General features: G+C 37.1%; 13 protein-coding genes. 12 read left to right on the top strand and 1 reads right to left on the bottom strand.

What is annotated here, in order from left to right; translation table 11 throughout:
• Window positions 1-47: 47 nt before the first annotated feature.
• Genes fdhD through ylqF form a run of 3 tightly spaced genes read left to right on the top strand, consistent with a single transcriptional unit; the run spans window position 48 to window position 2,185 of the window.
• The gene (fdhD, locus tag WKK05_RS15955; RefSeq protein ID WP_341530586.1) at window positions 48-887 is read left to right on the top strand and encodes a formate dehydrogenase accessory sulfurtransferase FdhD; all 840 of its coding nucleotides are present in this window, start codon (window positions 48-50) and stop codon (window positions 885-887) included.
• Window positions 888-889: 2 nt separating this feature from the next.
• Complete coding sequence (locus WKK05_RS15950) at window positions 890-1,273, top strand: VOC family protein (RefSeq protein WP_341530585.1); 384 nt, start codon at window positions 890-892, stop codon at window positions 1,271-1,273.
• 30 nt (window positions 1,274-1,303) lie between these two features.
• Window positions 1,304-2,185: a ribosome biogenesis GTPase YlqF gene (gene ylqF / locus WKK05_RS15945; RefSeq protein WP_341530584.1), complete on the top strand. Its 882-nt coding sequence runs from the start codon at window positions 1,304-1,306 to the stop codon at window positions 2,183-2,185.
• Between the two features lie 27 nt (window positions 2,186-2,212).
• On the opposite strand, the gene WKK05_RS15940 is transcribed toward ylqF, so the two are convergent.
• Window positions 2,213-3,697, bottom strand: coding sequence for a VanZ family protein (locus WKK05_RS15940; RefSeq protein ID WP_341530583.1), 1,485 nt, complete (start codon window positions 3,695-3,697; stop codon window positions 2,213-2,215).
• Window positions 3,698-4,254: 557 nt separating this feature from the next.
• On the opposite strand from WKK05_RS15940, the gene WKK05_RS15935 reads away from it, so the two are divergent.
• From WKK05_RS15935 to WKK05_RS15895, 9 genes are all read left to right on the top strand, one after another.
• Entirely contained in the window at window positions 4,255-5,895 is a 1,641-nt protein-coding gene (locus tag WKK05_RS15935; protein ID WP_341530582.1) for an adenylate/guanylate cyclase domain-containing protein, read from the top strand.
• Between the two features lie 552 nt (window positions 5,896-6,447).
• Window positions 6,448-6,675, top strand: a complete 228-nt coding sequence (locus WKK05_RS15930) for a bacteriocin (RefSeq protein WP_341530581.1) — start codon at window positions 6,448-6,450, stop codon at window positions 6,673-6,675.
• Window positions 6,676-7,093: 418 nt separating this feature from the next.
• Window positions 7,094-8,392, top strand: a complete 1,299-nt coding sequence (locus WKK05_RS15925; RefSeq protein ID WP_341530580.1) for an HlyD family efflux transporter periplasmic adaptor subunit — start codon at window positions 7,094-7,096, stop codon at window positions 8,390-8,392.
• The gene (locus WKK05_RS15920) at window positions 8,337-10,142 is read left to right on the top strand and encodes a glycosyltransferase family 2 protein (RefSeq protein WP_341530579.1); all 1,806 of its coding nucleotides are present in this window, start codon (window positions 8,337-8,339) and stop codon (window positions 10,140-10,142) included. Before WKK05_RS15925 ends, WKK05_RS15920 begins: the two co-directional genes overlap by 56 nt.
• 47 nt (window positions 10,143-10,189) lie before the next feature.
• Window positions 10,190-10,921 carry a hypothetical protein gene (locus tag WKK05_RS15915; RefSeq protein WP_341530578.1) on the top strand — a complete coding sequence of 244 codons (732 nt, stop codon included), beginning with the start codon at window positions 10,190-10,192 and terminating at the stop codon, window positions 10,919-10,921.
• A gap of 253 nt (window positions 10,922-11,174) precedes the next feature.
• Complete coding sequence (locus WKK05_RS15910; RefSeq protein WP_341530577.1) at window positions 11,175-12,542, top strand: NAD-dependent succinate-semialdehyde dehydrogenase; 1,368 nt, start codon at window positions 11,175-11,177, stop codon at window positions 12,540-12,542.
• 197 nt (window positions 12,543-12,739) lie between these two features.
• A complete protein-coding gene (locus tag WKK05_RS15905) occupies window positions 12,740-14,383 on the top strand; it encodes an acetolactate synthase large subunit (protein ID WP_341530576.1) in 1,644 nt (547 codons plus the stop codon).
• A gap of 458 nt (window positions 14,384-14,841) precedes the next feature.
• On the top strand, window positions 14,842-16,101 hold the full coding sequence (locus tag WKK05_RS15900) for an FAD-dependent hydroxylase (protein WP_341530575.1): 1,260 nt from the start codon (window positions 14,842-14,844) through the stop codon (window positions 16,099-16,101).
• Window positions 16,102-17,120: 1,019 nt separating this feature from the next.
• A complete protein-coding gene (locus tag WKK05_RS15895; protein WP_341530574.1) occupies window positions 17,121-18,008 on the top strand; it encodes a 2OG-Fe(II) oxygenase in 888 nt (295 codons plus the stop codon).
• The last annotated feature ends 297 nt before the right edge of the window (window positions 18,009-18,305 follow it).

Genomic DNA, 18,305 nt, shown 5'->3' with positions numbered 1-18,305 from the left:
TGTTTCCAGATTAGTATCAAATTTTCAACTCACCAACCCTGACAACTATGACAATACCAACTGCAAGTAAAACCAAAGCCACTGTCTGGGTGGTGGAAACAGGTAAAATACGTCCTCGTTTAGACCAAATTACTACTGAAGAACCCCTAGAAATTCGCCTCCTTCCTCACCAAAAGACGGTAGCTGTCACCATGCGGACACCAGGAGCAGATTTTCAACTAGCTGCTGGTTTCCTTTACAGTGAAGGAGTTATTAGCTGTAGGGAAGATATCCGACGTATCAGCTACTGTATGGATGAGTCAGTGGATGGTGAGCAACGCTACAACATTGTGAATGTAGAACTCAGAGAGGGATTGATTCCAGATTTACAGCCTTTGGAGCGTCACTTTTATACTAGTAGCGCCTGTGGAGTTTGTGGCAAAGCGAGCCTTGAGGATTTACATCTACGTGGTTGCACCGTAATTACCCCAGGTATATTAGTAACGCCTGAGACTATTTATAGCTTACCAGATCAGCTCCGAGCCGCTCAAGGTATTTTCACAGCTACGGGAGGTTTGCACGCTGCGGCTGTCTTCGATGTTAAAGGACAGCTGTTAAATTTGTGGGAAGATGTAGGGCGTCACAATGCTTTGGATAAATTAATTGGTTCAGCTTTGCTCAGTGACGAATTGCCTTTAAGTAATCATATTGTCATGGTCAGTGGACGTTCTAGTTTTGAAATTTTGCAAAAGTCTACAACTGCTGGAGTTCCCGTTGTCTGTTCTGTTTCTGCTCCCAGCAGTTTGGCGGTGTCTGTAGCCAAGGAATTCGGTATTACCTTAATAGGATTTCTGCGCGGACAACGGTTTAATGTCTACACTGGTGTGGAGAGAATCAGTGTTGCTTAAATATGGTTTTGCAATATACAGAGGCGATCGCTACTATAGCATCAATTAATTTTGATAATTTAGTAAATTTCTATACCAAGCTATTGGGTGAAAAACCAGCTAATTTCATTCCGAATGTCTATGCTGAGTTTCATTTAACTGGATTGCGCTTAGGTATTTTTCAACCCAAAAAAGCACACGAATTTGAATTTGAAACAAGTGCTAAAAGTAGGATAAGTTTGTGTTTAGAGGTGAGTAAATTAGAAAATGCGATCGCTCACCTAACATCTTTAGGCTACGCACCACCGGGAGAGATTTCCATCGCTTCCCACGGCAGAGAAATTTACGCCTATGATCCCGATGGCAATCGCCTGATTTTACATCAAGCTATTATACGAAGTCATTAGTAATGACAAATAACAAAGGAAAAATCACAAATGACAATAACACAAAACTATAAATTAAACCAGATTCAATGGTATCCCGGTCACATTGCCAAAGCTGAAAAAAATCTCAAAGAACAGCTCAAGCGCGTAGATGTGGTGTTAGAAGTCCGAGACGGACGGATTCCTTTGACAACACACCATCCACAAATAAAAGAGTGGGTGGGAAGTAAAGAGCGAGTCTTGGTAATTAACCGAATAGATATGATGACGCCGCAAATGCGATCGCTATGGCAAGATTGGTTTAAAAGCCAAGGAGAAGTACCCTATTTTACCAATGCTCAACATGGTAAAGGTATAGCAGCAGTAGCACAGGCAGCGCAAGCCGCTGGAGTAGCCCTAAATCAAAGAAGACGCGATCGGGGTATGTTACCTCGTCCAGTCCGTGCCGTGGTGATTGGTTTTCCGAATGTTGGTAAATCAGCTTTAATAAATCGTCTTTTAGGAAAACGAGTCGTGGAAAGTGCAGCGCGTGCGGGGGTAACTCGCCAATTGCGTTGGGTGCGAATTTCTGAACAGTTGCAATTGCTAGATGCTCCTGGTGTCATTCCTACAAGGTTAGAGGATCAAGAAGCAGCGTTAAAGTTAGCCATTTGTGATGATATTGGCGAAGCATCTTATGATAATCAACTTGTAGCAGCGGCTTTAGTAGATTTATTGAACTATCTCGAAGCTGTAGCTCCTGATTTATTACCCAAGAAACCATTAGTAAATCGCTACGAACTCGATGCCATATCTGACAGCGGAGATGCATATTTACAGGCTTTAGCAGAGCATCGTTATAAAGGTGATGTAGAACGAGCAGCAAGGCAACTTCTAACAGATTTTCGCAAAGGTTTATTAGGCGAAATTACTTTAGATTTACCACCAAATTGAGAACCCATAATAGAAAAGAAAAAATAATTAAATTGACCTTTTAAATTGAGCAGCGCGTACTCTCAAAATCAAGAGAGTTCCTGCTGTAAATCCTATTCCTATTAACAGGTTTTTCACACTGAGATGCTTGCCGCTATCACTTATTAAAATACCTTCAAGTATCAAAGAAGGTATTAAAATTCCGCCAAAAACTAATAACTTAGAAAATTGCAATCTTCTTTCTGCTAAAAGAGTTAGTATAGCCAGGGCTGTTCCTAGCGGTATAAAAGTTAGTGCATAGTAAAATAACTTCTGCTTTTTTGGTATTAATTCTAGTAAATTAAAAGAGTAATAATTTTGTAATTTGTCTACATAGATAAGAATAGTCGCTCTAGAATAAGTAATGACTATGTGATGGGGATTAGTGTCGATAAAAATATTCGGTATATTCAGTTTTAACTCTGTACCGTTTTCTCCAGTAATTGGCGTTCGTAAGCGAAAATCTAAGCCATTGCCTTGTTGACTCAACGTCCAATTACGACGCTGAGAATCGCCAGAAACTGAGAGAATACGAGCAGGGCCAATCTGATTTATATTGGCAGTTGCAATGATAGTGCTGAGCGTGAATTCAGATGTTTTACTGATTCTTTCGCTGAGAGAAGTAACAGGAGTAGCTGTTTGTAGCCAATGACTAGAATCCAAAAAAACACCTTTATCTTCTGTTCTATCTGACGGCTTTCCTTGCCACAACAGTTCTGAAAGTTTTCCAGTTTTATCTTGATAACAACATTTACCTTTAAATTGATAATTAGCTAGCAGAGAATCACCAAGCTTATTCAAGTAACTTGAGTCTGTTAATCCTTGTGCTACTTCATTTATCGATATAGCGCGATCAGCAATATAAACCTCAGACACATATCCTTCCCACGGTCTATTTCCTGTCCGCTCATTACCAATTATTAGTGGGTAATTTACGTCCCAATTGCTCAAATTTGTCGTACTTTGCCAGAATAAAGAAATCAGAACTGTTAGAAATATGTAAACCAGAAAAAATACTGTTATTTGTTTAATTGGACGTCTAGACTTACTAAAGCCTAGACAATTTATGGTATTATTCAAAGATTGAATATTCCATAGATAAAAGCAAACAAACCCGAAAAAGCCACCAACACTATTGTTCATAATATCTGCTGGAGTTGGCATTCTAGAAGGTAGGAATATTTGTAAGAATTCGACTGTCAATGATAAGCCAGCACCTACCAAGATAACCAAGAGAATTTGGAGTAATAGTTTTATCCTAAATCTTTGTAAAAGACTGGTAAAACTAAAACCTAAAGGTATAAACAGTAAAACATTATTTACTTGGTCTTGAAAATAACTGGTGTTGTTGAAACTAGCAAAAAGCTCTGGTAGGAAAAACTCATTTGGTACTGAAAAATTAAATGGATAAAGCGTAGCTAATAACACTACTAAAATGCTAAAAATGAAGCTCAGTAAATTAAATACTTGAAGAGAAATATTGTATCGATTCATGCTTGCATCCGTAAACTTTATAACAGGTAATATCTATAACTCATTGCGTAAAAAGTTATTTATATTACTTGAAAATAATTAGCTGATTTTCAATTATTAATTACCGATAATAGATGCTAAAACTCAATCTTGAACTAAACGCAATATCAATGCTTTTTTATATTATTTATTTCGAGAGAATTATGATCATTCAGTCATGAAGAATTTATAAAGTTCTTATGAAGAACAGGTAATATACTTTTTACATACTGGAAGAATTATTCTTCAGATTAGGTTAGGAAAAGCACTGCATAACCTAAGATTGAGTTTTGCTGTTTTAGCATCTATGCTAGCTGTTTACCCAAAATAGAGCGTAGATTGTCATAGTTACCTACCTTTCTTTACCCTGGTATTGCTTGTTGAATATCTATCTACAGATTGTAAGTAATATTTACTACATACAGTTGTCGGAATGCAGTTAACAGTGTCATAAAGAAAAGGTGAAGGGGTAACCTTTGGCGTACACCTTACTTTAAACTTGCTTGCGCCCCAGCTTCCAGGATGGATATATCACACTCATGACTGAACTCACGCTACAGCTACAAGAGGGAGATACGGAGAAAACGATCGCAGTGAAACAAGATATATTCACAATAGGTCGTTTGCCGGAATGTGACTTATATTTACCTTTTCCGGGAGTTTCCCGCCACCATGCCCGTCTTGTGAAAACGGCTGATGAAGTATGGATTATTGAGGATTTGGGTAGTAAAAACGGGACGCAAGTAAATCAACAGCTTATAAACTGTCCTCACAATTTAGATCATGGCGATGTAATTTGGTTAGGTAATGTTGGGCTAGTAGTGCTGCTGGCAACTCCTGCTGTACAGTTAAAGTCTACGTATGTCCCAATTACAGAAAATACTGAACAAAAAACAATTCTTCGCAACGTCGAACAATTACAACAGCAATGGATTGAAGCTGATAGTAAGAATGGCAACATCAGTAGTAAAGACAAAACTATTGCTCGTCTTAAAGACTTAGTGGATATAGCCAAAAATCTTTGTGCTGCGGCATCCATACAAGAGATTTTCTCACAAGTGCAACAAGTTGTTTTTCGTTACCTTGATAGCATTGACCGTTTAGCATTATTAATTGATGTTACTGGTTCCGGCAACCTGGAATTAGTGAATGCTGCTACGAGAAATATTTCCCAACAGAAAAACCTTTCAGCTGATGGTAGTTGGATTAGTCGCAGTATCTGTCAAAAAGTATTTGAGGAAAAAGTTGTCATTCAAACAGCAGACACTTTAAAGGATGAACGATTTTCAGGAGAACACAGTATTTTGGCCAAAGGCATTCGCAGTGCAATGGCAGTTCCTTTATGGGATGAAAATAAAGTCGTGGGCGTTCTTTATGCTGATGCTAATCTTTCTTCTTACCATTGGGCAAATGAAGGCGAAGAAGAACTTAGCTTTTTTTCGGCCTTAGCAAACCTTGTAGCTTCTAGTGTGCAACGTTGGCTACTGGTAGAGAAACTCAAAACTGAAGAGGTAATTCGTCATCGACTAGAACGCTATCATTCTCCAGCTGTTGTACAGCAGTTGATAGCAGTAGGCGGGTTACCAGATGGTCGTTTAGCTCCCATCGAGACTGAAATTAGCATTTTGTTCGCGGATTTGGTTGGCTTTACAGCAATTTCTGAACAATTAACGCCAACTGCGATCGCTCTATTATTAAATAATTTATTTGAAGAGATGCTACAAGAAGTGTTCGCCTATGGCGGCACTTTAGATAAGTATATTGGCGATTGTATTATGGCATTTTTTGGCGCTCCAGAACCCCAACCAGATCACGCTGATCGCGCCGTCAATGCTGCTAAGGGAATGTTAGCTCGTCTGCAACGTCTCAATGCCAATGGTTTTTGGCAGGAACCTCTACAATTACGTATTGCGATTAACAGTGGTAAAGCCGTAGTGGGAGATGTTGGTAGTTCCCAAAGGGTAGACTATACGGCATTAGGCGCTACGATTAATCTTGCTGCTCGAATGGAAGCGGTTTGTCCTCCTAGCGAATGCGTGATTAGCGAAGTCACTTATAAAATGCTTTCACAACCCATTGACTTCGAGGAAATGGGGGAGCATCGCTTTAAAGGTATTGACCGCTTAGTGAAGATTTATCAGACGCAATTGCAGCAAGAGACAGTATTTATTAATTATTAGGCATTTGTTATAGGTCATTTATAAAGTAAATAGGATTTATGCAAGTGTCATATTTTTTCAGCCAAAGCCGTCCAGAGCGAAACCAGAGACACTCCACCTCTGGTCAAGAGTAAAATGTCCAAAAAACCTTAACTGTTGACTCTTAAACGCCACTTGCTATAGCGTGTTAAACCCATCCACTTATTTAATCAGGTCTTAAAAAACAATAATTTTAAGGTTTATAATTTGGAAATTTTTCTAATTTCCAATACATGATAACTATTTACTTACTCTCCTATTATTCAAAGTACTAAAACCTTTGAATAAGTGGGAAACTGCGCTTACCTATATTATTGCCATTTATGTAAAAATATTGATTTCAAAGAAAAAAGTGGGAAAAGTGGGAAAAGTAGGATGTTTGGTATAAGGTATTGAATACATTGTTATTAGGTTGTAACTTGATGTATGGTTGTATAGTAAATGAGCAAACAAAGACTTTAGTTCGACAACTTAAATATTCAACTGATTTCATTCCAAACAAATCATTCTTCATTCACATCTAAACGAGGACTTATGGCAGAAAACAAAGTTGTTAATTTGCAATATCCTAATGCTGATTTCGAGGAATTATCTGATGACGAGATGGAATCCATTGTTGGAGGAACTGATATCGTACCTATTATAAATGCTGCATCTCAGGCAATCCAAGGTACATCAAATACTTTATTACCTGCTGGATTGCCAGGTACAGTAGCTACTTTATTCCCTGGTGGAGTGCCAGGTACATTAGGTACTGTATAACCTTAATAGTTAGTTACAACGCTTGAACATATTTTGAAGCAGTGTATCGTAAATATTATTTATTTGGGTAAATAATATTTACGATACACTTGCACTTCAGTCGTACACTTGATGATGCGTCCTCACCTATATTAGGTATTGACTGCTTTCGCCTTCATAGTGATAAGTTCAACACTTGGTGTTCCAAGAGTAAGGCAGTTGATTCAACTGAAGTTTAGAATCATTATTCATAACAATACCACAGGCGGTTATCTTGAACGCCTGTGTTTTAGTCTTTAAATTCCTAGATCACTACACACCAAAAACGCCGCTTCACGACAATAACAATAATTTAAAGCCCATTTGGCTAAATTTGTAGATGCACTGTGACTACTGTCTAGTAAAAATGCAGTCTAATTATGGGCAGAGGATGAGGAGAATGGAAATAAAAAATAAGTTTAAAGTAAAGTTTTTTGAAAATATTTTAGCTATTTTTTTATTTGTAGCTTTGATTAGCTTAGGTTTAGCTATGTTAGCGCCATACATCCTTTTTATCCAAAGTACGAAAGCTAATATTAATGGAAAATTAATTTATATTCGCGCTCCTATACCAGGAGAACTTATTTTAAATGATTATCAATCAGGACAATCAGTAAGCAGAAAAGAAAGAATAGGTAGTATTAATAATCCGAGAACAGATTCTTTAATACTCAAGCGTGAAGAAGTTGAGAGTCAATTATCAAAATCTCAAAGAGAATTAGAGAGTTTAAGAGAACAGCTAAAAAACTATCAAAACCTGATAGAACAAATTGATATTCAGACTGCTATTCTAAAGCGAAAACTGAGTCAGCAACAGAGGTTAGACAATAAGAAAACCGATTTTGAGATTAAACGATTAAAACGAAGAGTTAATCAAGCTGATGCTGAATTTAAAATAAAACTCGAGGGAAAGATAAGCGCCCAGAAAGAGGCTCAACGATTTGAAAAGCTAGCAGAACAAGGAGCAATAGCATTTAATAATTATGAGAAACTTCAGTCAATAGCTAACCAGAGTAAAAAAGAAGCTGATAAAGCTTATGAAGAGTATCAACAAACAGTTGTAGAACTTGATGCTAGTAAATACAGATTATCGTCAGAGCAAATCAATTATCTAGCAAGAATCGAAGATACTGAAGGGCAACAGCAACAATTGATTATCCATAAGCAACAGGTGCTAACTCAAAAAATCAACTTTGAGCAGCAGATATCTAGTATAGAGGCTGAAATTCAATCACTCAAGAATGAACTTATACAAATCAAAAAGCAAATACAAGTCAGTGCCTTTGCAAGTATACAATCTCCTATAGATGGAGCTATATGGTCTGTTATTGCCCAACCTCATGAATATATGGAAGTAAACAGTCCAATATTAGCAATTGTTGATTGTAAAAAGCGCTGGGTCGAAGCACTTTTTTCAGAAGATAATGTTGCTCAGATTCATCCTAAATCCCCTGTAAAAATCAAGCTTTTAGATTCTAATAAAAAAATATTGCAAGGACGAATTGAAGCAATTCGAGCAGGTATTGGACGGATATCTCCAGGCGAAGATGTAGCTATTAACAAAAAAGAATTACCTAAGCGTCAAGTTGCTTTACAAATCTCTGTAGAATGGCCACAAGATAGCAATTACCAAGAATATTGCTATGTCGGACGAAGTGTTGAAGTTATTATTCCTCGTTTCTCCAATGGAAAAATATAAAGATAGAGATATTTTCTGCTGTATTACAGCCTGCAATGAAAGTGAGGAAGAAGTTGCACTTTCTCTGAACACATTTAAAAGATCCAGTATGCCATCTCTAAGTTTAAGAAAGCGAATACATATATTTATCTTACTCGATAGGCAAAGAGATAACGCACCAGACACTCCCACCTTAAAAGCCTATAAAAAACTCCTAAAAATTCCAATTCAAGATCAAGGTAGTAATTTCAATTGTGTTAAAGAAGATGGTTGTCGGATTTTTCATGGATTTATAGAAGATATTCCTTACTCGCTTTACATTAAAGGAGATAATTTAATCAGTGGTAAACGGTATAGCATTCTGTTGTTTAACATGATTGTGGAAAAAGTTAGCCTATTAACTAATAAATTTCCACGTTATCTTCTTTTTATAGACTGTGATACAACAAGCCGTGGTAAATATATCCAACGCCTGATTAACACTTTAGACATCGATGGTAATTGTGCAGGCGCTACTGGATATCTACAAATTGAAAACCTCTATTTAAATAACATTATTATTCTCATTCAACAATATTATATTTATTTCTATGGACATATTGTTGAAAAACAATTCGATAACTTTTTTGCTAAATGTACTTGCCTTCCTGGAGCTTTTTCATTAATTAAATATTCTGCATTTAGAGAGTGTTTAGTTGCATTTTCTCAAATACCCAAAAATGACGATATTAAGGCAATTAACTGTCTTGAGCTTGGAGAAGATCGTTACTTAACTACACTTTTACTTAGTAGAGGATACAATATAAGATATGTTCCAGATGCGAATGCTAAAACATTTATTCCAGATAAAGTTAGTTCTTATATTATACAACAGAAACGATGGTTTCAGTCAACATTCTACAATCAAATAGAATTACTTTTTTTTCATAAACATTCTCTTGCTAAACCATTAAATTGGGGATTAATTCAGTGGATAATTACATTTTTTCAATTTGTTTATTGTTTTCTAAGTATTGGTACAATCTCTGTAATTGTATCACAAGGACAGTTTTTTAATAATTTCTTTCCGCCGATTTGCATTGCTATCGGAGTTTGGTTATATTCAGTAATTTTCAGTTTTTCAGTTATGAATAGCTCACTAAAACGAACTTATTTGTGGATAATGTTTAATTTTTTAGTTTTGACTTTTGCTTTATACTATGGGATGCTTGGCGGAATTATAAAATTTATGGAAGAAGATATTGATAAAAACTTAATTAATTATATGATATTGTTTTTAATTATTTTTAGGCTTATTTTTGAAGTGTATATTATATTCAAGTTTTCTCGCCCAAAGGATTGGTTGAAACTATTTTCAGGATTGATTCTCTATCGATTCTTTTGTGGACTTTCTCCATTAATTACTTTGTATACCTTCGCAAATATAGATAATCGTTCTTGGGGAACTCGTGGAATTAGTAATGAAAATCAAGGTATAAATCAAAAAGATCCATCTCTTTGGCAAGACTCACCTTTTTTTAAAGAAAATTCTAAATGGAAAGCGGCTCAAACATCAGTTTTAATAACTGGTTTTTCTAAAAAGTTAATATTTATGTTCGTATTATTTTTTGTTAATTTAGTTTTTATTCTTTTCCTGTTAAATCCTGAAACGCAAGAGATTGCCTTTTTTATTTGTAGTTTAATTCTTTCACTTGTTTTACTACCTCAGTGTTTTCTGTCTTCTCTTTCTCATGCTGGTCTTTGCTTTGTTCCTTTACCAAATAGGAAGTAACGACAAAATACAAATAGTTGAAAATCTCTCCAGACTAACTTCATATTATGATTTCTCCACTTAATATTTTAGTTCTATTACTAGAAATCAAATTATTCATAAAAACAACTAGTAAACATTTTGTAATTTTAGTAATACTAGGTTTGTTTTTAGATACGTTCTTTTTATCACATGAATACAGCTACGCTGCTAGCACCTTGCAAAACAGTGATTATGTTTTAAAAATAAATCAAAATCCTCAGTTACAGGGAAGTTACAAAGATTTTCTTTTAGCACTTGCTCAAAGAGAAACAGGACAACAAAATCCACCTAATAATATTGAGAACCAATTAGGTTTTATAGGTAAATACCAATTTGGAGAAGCTTTACTCAAAGACCTTGGTTATTACGATACTCCTAATCTTTATATTGGTGGAGAAAATGGTGTAGATAAGAATTATTGGCGCGGTACATGGGAAGGAAAAAATATGATTAATAGTAAGCAAGATTTTCTAAATAATAAAAACAATGTCCAAGAAAAGGCTATTCAAGAGGCTTTTCAATATAAGTGGGGACTGATTAAAAATCAACTAAATGGACGCTCTATTAAAGAATTCATAGGACAACGACGAGGAAATGTAGTCATCACGACATCTGGAATTCTTGCAGCTGCACATCTGTGTGGTGAAGGAGGAGTTGCTAAGTTGCTGCTTAATAACCAAGTTTCTCAAGATGAAAATGGCACTTCTATTCTTGCTTACTTGAAAGAATTTGGCGGATTTCAGACACCTTTCGACTAGATAAATACATCAGAAATCTACTCAAATATGGAAGTAGCGTAAACGGCATTTTAACACAAAAGGACAAAAGACTAATTTTTAAGTATAAATACTCGATTAAAATGTATATATTAATTCAACTTTAATTGCAAAAATGTAATAGTAAGCAGCTAATTTTTGGCTAAAAGACTAAAATGTAGGTGGTGGCTTCCGCAAGAGATATGTGTAACACTAAGAAGCCTACCCAAGCTATTTTTAAACGGGAGGTCAGGCAATGGCTATCGCCACCATTAATCCTGCCACTGGGGAAACGCTCAAAACTTTTGAGCCACTGAATGATGCAGAAATTTTCGCTAAACTCGACTTGGCTGCTCAGACTTTTGAGCAGTACCGTAGAACTAGTTTCTCGGAGCGATCGCACTGGCTACAAAAAGCTGCGGATATTTTAGAGCAAGACAAAGCAGAATTTGCCAAGTTAATGACTCTAGAAATGGGCAAGCCTTTGAAAGCAGCGATCGCAGAAGTAGAAAAATGTGCCGCCGTCTGTCGCTACTATGCCGAAAATGCAGCCGATTTCTTGGCTGATGCCCATGTAAAAACCGATGGTAGTGATAGTTTTGTTAGATACCAGCCATTGGGCGCAATTCTCGCAGTCATGCCGTGGAATTTTCCTTTCTGGCAAGTATTTCGATTTGCTGCACCTGCACTGATGGCGGGAAATGTCGGCTTACTCAAACACGCTTCTAATGTGCCGCAGTGTGCTTTGGTAATTGAAGAAATTATCCAAAGAGCAGGTTTTCCCAAAGGTGTGTTTCAAACTTTGTTGATTGGTGCTGCTAAAGTTGCCGATGTCATCAACGATGACCGAGTAAAAGCTGCCACCTTGACAGGAAGTGAACCAGCAGGCGCATCCCTTGCCGCTGCTGCGGGAAAACAACTTAAAAAAACCGTTTTGGAATTAGGAGGAAGTGACCCGTTTATTGTGTTACCAAGTGCTGATTTAGAGGCAGCAGTTGTCACAGCTACTACAGCACGAATGTTAAATAACGGGCAATCTTGTATTGCAGCGAAACGTTTTATTGTAGCAGAAGCGATCGCTGACAAATTTGAAAAACTGTTTTTAGAAAAATTCGAGGCACTAAAAATTGGCGATCCCATGCAACCAGACACCGATTTAGGGCCATTGGCAACCCCCGACATTCTCCAGGATTTAGACCAACAAGTGCAAACTGCTACAAAAAGTGGTGGAAAAGTCCTCACGGGTGGACATCCTTTATCAGATCGTCCTGGGAACTTTTATTCGCCAACTATTATCATAGATATTCCGCCTGACACAGCAATTGCCAAAGAAGAATTCTTCGGCCCGGTGGCATTATTATTCCGTGTTCCCGATATCGATGCTGCCATTAAACTGGCTAACGCCACACCCTTTGGTTTGGGTGCAAGTGCTTGGACAACTAATGGCCAAGAACGCGATCGCTTGGTTGAAGAAATTGAAGCAGGTGCGGTATTTATCAACGGTATGGTCAAATCCGACCCCCGCTTACCTTTTGGAGGCATCAAGCGTTCTGGGTATGGCAGAGAACTAAGTATCCAAGGAATACATGAGTTCGTCAATGTTAAAACTGTGTGGGTAAAGTGATCGGGTACTGGGTACTGGGGATTGGGTACTAGGTACTAGGAATTAAGAGTTGGGTATCGGAGGTTAGGTATTGGGTATTAAAAACGGGATATTAAAAATGGACTATTGAGAATGGGGTCTTAGGAAGAATTCAGTTCCCAGTCCCCAATCCCCAGTCCCCAATCCCCAACCTTGTTTATTACTAGCTAGGAAATCAAATGAATACGGCAGAACTGTTAGTACAGTGTTTGGAAAATGAAGGGGTGCAATACGTTTTTGGACTCCCTGGCGAAGAAAACTTGCACGTTTTGGAAGCGTTAAAACATTCTTCCATTAAATTTATTACCACTCGTCATGAACAGGGTGCAGCATTCATGGCGGATGTCTACGGACGCCTCACAGGAAAAGCGGGAGTATGTCTTTCTACATTGGGGCCTGGGGCAACAAACTTGATGACTGGGGTAGCAGATGCTAACCTTGATGGTGCGCCTTTAGTGGCGATTACCGGTCAAGTGGGAACCGATAGAATGCACATTGAATCCCATCAATATTTAGATTTGGTGGCCATGTTTGCACCTGTGACCAAGTGGAATAAACAGATTGTGCGACCAAGTATTACACCAGAAGTTGTCCGGAAAGCATTTAAGCGATCGCAAAGCGAAAAACCTGGTGCAGTTCACATCGATTTACCTGAAAATATTGCTGCCATGCCCGTAGAAGGCAAACCCTTGCATAAGCATAATATCGAAAAAACCTATGCTTCTTTTGCGAGTATTCGAGCAGCATCAGCGGCAATTTCCCAGGCAGTGAACCCATTAATCTTAGTAGGAAATGGGGCAATTCGCGCTCAAGCCAGTGATGCTGTCACGCAATTTGCCACTAACATGAATATTCCTGTTGCCAATACTTTCATGGGTAAAGGCATAATTCCCTACACTCATCAATTAGCTTTATGGGCAGTGGGATTACAGCAAAAAGATTTCATTACCTGCGGCTTTGACAACACAGATTTAGTAATTGCTATTGGCTATGATTTGATAGAATTTTCACCGAAGAAATGGAATCCTGACGGCAAAATTCCGATTGTGCATATTGGGCTAAGTCCAGCAGAAATTGATAGTAGTTATATTCCCTACGCAGAAGTAGTAGGAGATATTTCTGATTCTCTCTACGAAATATTAAAATTAGCAGACCGCCACGCTAAACCTCAACCTTATTCCATCAGCTTACGAGAAAATATTCGTGCTGATTACGAAGAACACGCTCATGATGACGGGTTTCCTATCAAACCACAAAAGTTAATTTATGACTTGCGGCAAGTGATGGGCCCAGATGATATCGTCATTTCTGATGTTGGCGCACATAAAATGTGGATTGCCCGTCATTATCATTGCCATAGTCCTAATACTTGCATTATTTCTAATGGCTTTGCAGCAATGGGTATTGCTATTCCTGGTGCTTTAGCAGCAAAACTTGTTTATCCCGACCGCAAAGTCGTTGCTGCAACTGGCGATGGCGGCTTTATGATGAATTGCCAAGAATTAGAAACCGCCTTGCGAGTAGGAACTCCTTTTGTCACCTTAATTTTTAATGATGGTGGCTACGGATTAATTGAGTGGAAGCAAGAAAATCAGTTTGGCAAAGGCAACTCATCTTTTGTACATTTTGGCAATCCTGATTTTGTCAAATTAGCCGAAAGCATGGGTTTAAAAGGCTACCGAGTCGAATCTGCCGTTGATTTGATTCCCGTACTCAAAGAAGCACTCGCTCAAGATGTGCCTGCGGTGATAGATTGTCCCGTAGATTATCGAGAGAATCACCGCTTTACACAAAAATCTGGCGACTTGAGTTGTGCGCTGTAAACAGTGCTGAGTTATGAGTCAGGAGTTATGAGTTATGTACTTGTAACTCCTTATTTATTAGTACTCCCCATAATTCGGACAAGTCTTTTGGCTCTCAAGAGTTTGTAGCAACTATGCAACAAAATTTCTACTTTATTTAGCTGTGAAGTACAGCAGATTTCAAGTTGATGAAGTACACAATATGGATCTCAAAGTTAGGTAAGTAGACATAATTAAACTGAAGATGCTTTGTAGTTTGTAGTTGCGCTTTAGCGCTAAAGCGCAACTACAAGCTTTAATTTATTTGTGTATACCTAGAAAGCCTGTTTTCCTTCTGAATTCTGATGTAAGTAAAGCTTTGAACCTCGCTGTCCTCCCAATTTCCCAGTGAGGTTTTTCAACGTTTGCTGCCACCAACTTGCTTAAAAAGGCGCGATCGCGTAAGAATAATAGTTAAGATGCCGTAATTTATCTTAACAATGACGCTAACGCAGTTTAATCAAACATTTTCCCCGCAACAGACACCGCAAGAGGTGCAGGGATATAAATATGATTTGGTAATTGTCGGCGGTGGAATTATTGGGTTAACCCTAGCCGCGGCTTTAAAAGATTCTGGCTTGAGTGTACTGCTGATTGAGGCAAAAGTGGCATCAACCGCAGTAGCAAAAGGGCAAGCTTATGCAATTCATATGCTTTCGGCGCTAATTTATCAGGGAATTGGTGTTTGGGACAAAATATTACCGCAAATCGCTAAATATTGCCGTATTCGTCTTTCTGATGCTAATTATCCCGATGTGGTGGAATTTGAAACAGCAGATTTAGGTACACCAGAGTTGGGCTATGTGGCAGAACACCAAGCGCTTTTACTACCTTTGCAGGAATTTGTCCAAGATTGTGCCAATGTGACTTATCTCTGTCCGGCTGAGGTAGTAAAGACGGAGTACCAAGAGGACATAGTAGCAATAGAGATTAAAATTGCTGACCAGATACAAACAGTTCACAGTAAATTACTTGTAGCAGCAGATGGGGCGCGATCGCCAATTCGTCAAGCTGCTGGTATCAAAACTCAAGGCTGGAAATATTGGCAATCTTGCATTGTTGCATTTGTTAAACCAGAGAAATCGCACAACAATACTGCTTACGAAAGATTTTGGCAAAGTGGGCCGTTTGCGATTTTACCTCTACCGGAGAACCGTTGCCGTATTGTCTGGACAGCACCGCATGATGAAGCAAAAGCTTTATGTGCTTTAGATGACGAGCAATTTTTACAAGAATTAACTCGTCGGTATGGTAATCAAATGGGTAAGTTGGAATTGTTAGGCGATCGCTTTATTTTCCAGGTGCAGTTGATGCAAAGCGATCGCTATGTACTCCCCAGACTAGCGTTAATTGGGGACGCAGCACACAATTGCCATCCTGTTGGTGGACAAGGTTTAAATCTGGGTATTCGGGATGCAGCTGCTTTGGCGCAAGTACTACAAGCAGCACACACAGCAGGTAAAGATATAGGCAATATTCAGATTCTTAAAGGCTATGAACGCTGGCGTAAGCTAGAAAACCTAACGATTTTAGGTTTCACCGATTTATTAGATCGGATGTTTTCTAATAATTTCTTCCCTGCGGTAGTCGTGCGTCGCTTAGGTTTATGGTTCTTGAAGAGAGTACCTGTATTAAAGGTGTTTATGCTCAAATTAATGATTGGTTTGAAGGGACGTACTCCAGAATTAGCAAAACGTTAAAAGTAATACCAATTTAAAAAAAATGAGACATACATACAGCGTTTTGTATCTAAATGGAGTACATCCTTTACCCCCTTTAATACCCCCGATGTATTGGGGGAAAATTGCCAATCTAGTTCCCTCCCCTTGGAAAGGGGAGCAAGTGGCGTGAGGGTTAGGGAGGGGTATTTTTGTACTTCACTAACTTGCAATCTGCTGTAGTAGGTGTAGGTGGAGATGTACATCTCTACATTAACTTCATTATGTTGCAAAGATTTTAAAATGACATATTATTAAAAATCAGCCATAGAAAAAAGGTTTGATTCATTTTTAGTTTAAGTGGGTTATTTAATATTTTTCAAACAAACAAGAACTCGCCTTATCTCTCTTTTGTCACTTTGGGAGAAGCCAACCGCTGAAAGCTTTTCGGAGCTTTAATTTTCAGATTTTAGCTACAAACTCTAGTTACTGTTAGAAAATAAAAGCTTAAAGCGTTATCAAATCAAAGTTTTAGAATTAAGCTTCGATTATTGTTTTCCGAGAGTGACAAAAGAGGGATTACTAGATAATAATATTACCGTTGAAATATATATAGACTAATTGCTTATTACAATCTGTTTTTATGCAGATTTTATAATTTAGAGTAACCCATTATAAAGTTTTTATAAAAATTATGGTTCTTTATTTCAAACCTATAAAGACAAATGAATATCCATAAATTATATAGGACTCATATTTTATTTTTGAAAAAATTCAGTACAGTTTTATTCCTTTTTACCTGTTCTCTGTCTCTACAAGTGTTTCAGGAATAGAATCAGATTCCTATATGTACTTATCTATATACTCCACAGCAACTAAGTATACATATAAACTTGCAAATTAGTTTTAGGAAATTAATCCTTTTGAAATATCTAATTAATTGCTTTCAAAAAAAAGGTATTAAACTCCTAAAGATATATCATATCTAATTATGAAAATAATAAATCAAAAATAATATAATCAAAATATGGATTTATATACTGAAGTCTCTTATAGAGAAAATGAATAAAATTATTACAAAGGTTCGTAATCGAATCTTAGAAAATCTCTATCGACTCCCATTATTAAGTAAGACATCTGACCTTGCTTATCAAGCAGCAATCGATCAACATATTGATCATCTACCTATTATCTCGAAAAATGACTTAAAGTTAATTGAAGCTTTACAAAATCAAGGAATTGTCATAACTTCATTAGCAGCGCTTTCAATTCCTTCTACACCACAAATGTACCAAGAAGCTAAAATTTTAATGCCAGAAATTTCCCAGATAATTTCCGTAAATAAAAATGAATTTATTATTCATGCTACATCTGAGCAAATGATGGAGCATATAGAAATTTTCCTCTGGGGACTGCAACAAAATTTACTAAATATTATAGAAAATTACATTGGTTTACCGATAGCCTATCATGGTTCTTATTATCGGCGAGATATTGTCAATCAAGTTCAACGAAAATCAAGGTTATGGCATTTAGATAAGGAAGATAGAAAAGTACTAAAAGTTATTGTTTATTTAAATAATGTAAATGAGCAGAATGGCCCCTTTCAATATATTCCTAAATATTTTTCTTCAAAGATATTTAACTCTTTAAAATATAACTATGAATATATTCAAGACAAAGCTATGCAAACAGTTATATCACCCTTAAATTGGAAGTCTTGTATAGGAGCTTCTGGTACAGTAATCATTGCTGATACTGCTAACATCTTCCATCGGGGAAAAATACCAATAGATTCAGACAGATTTACAATATTTTTTGATTACACTTCTAGGCGACCAAAACATCCCTTTTATTGCCAAACTTCTTTGAGTAATGACAATTTACTAAAAATTGCTACAAAAATTTCTGAAACTCAAAGACAATGCATTTTTTGGCAAAAAACCTAGAGATTGAGCGTAGCAAAAATATTAACCTGTGAACGTCGTCTTCGAAGTCCTGAGCGGAGACTTCCTCCACTTAGGCTTTTTATTTTTATGTGCATCTTATTACATAAAGTGTTTTAATAAATATCTGCAATAGAAAATTTTTTATTTTATACCCAGGATAGATGTAATTGAATAAAGGATGTGCTATAAGCTTTGCACTGGCAACAGTGGGATTGAAAATTAGATTTTTTCTACATAGAATTAAAAATCTAAAATTAAAAATCTACAACACTGATGGCTAGGAATGCTAGAGTTTCA

This window comes from Nostoc sp. UHCC 0302 (genome assembly GCF_038096175.1).
Lineage (GTDB): Bacteria > Cyanobacteriota > Cyanobacteriia > Cyanobacteriales > Nostocaceae > UHCC-0302.
Note: the sequence above shows the minus strand (reverse complement) of the source record. Positions and strands in the feature narration are given on the sequence as shown.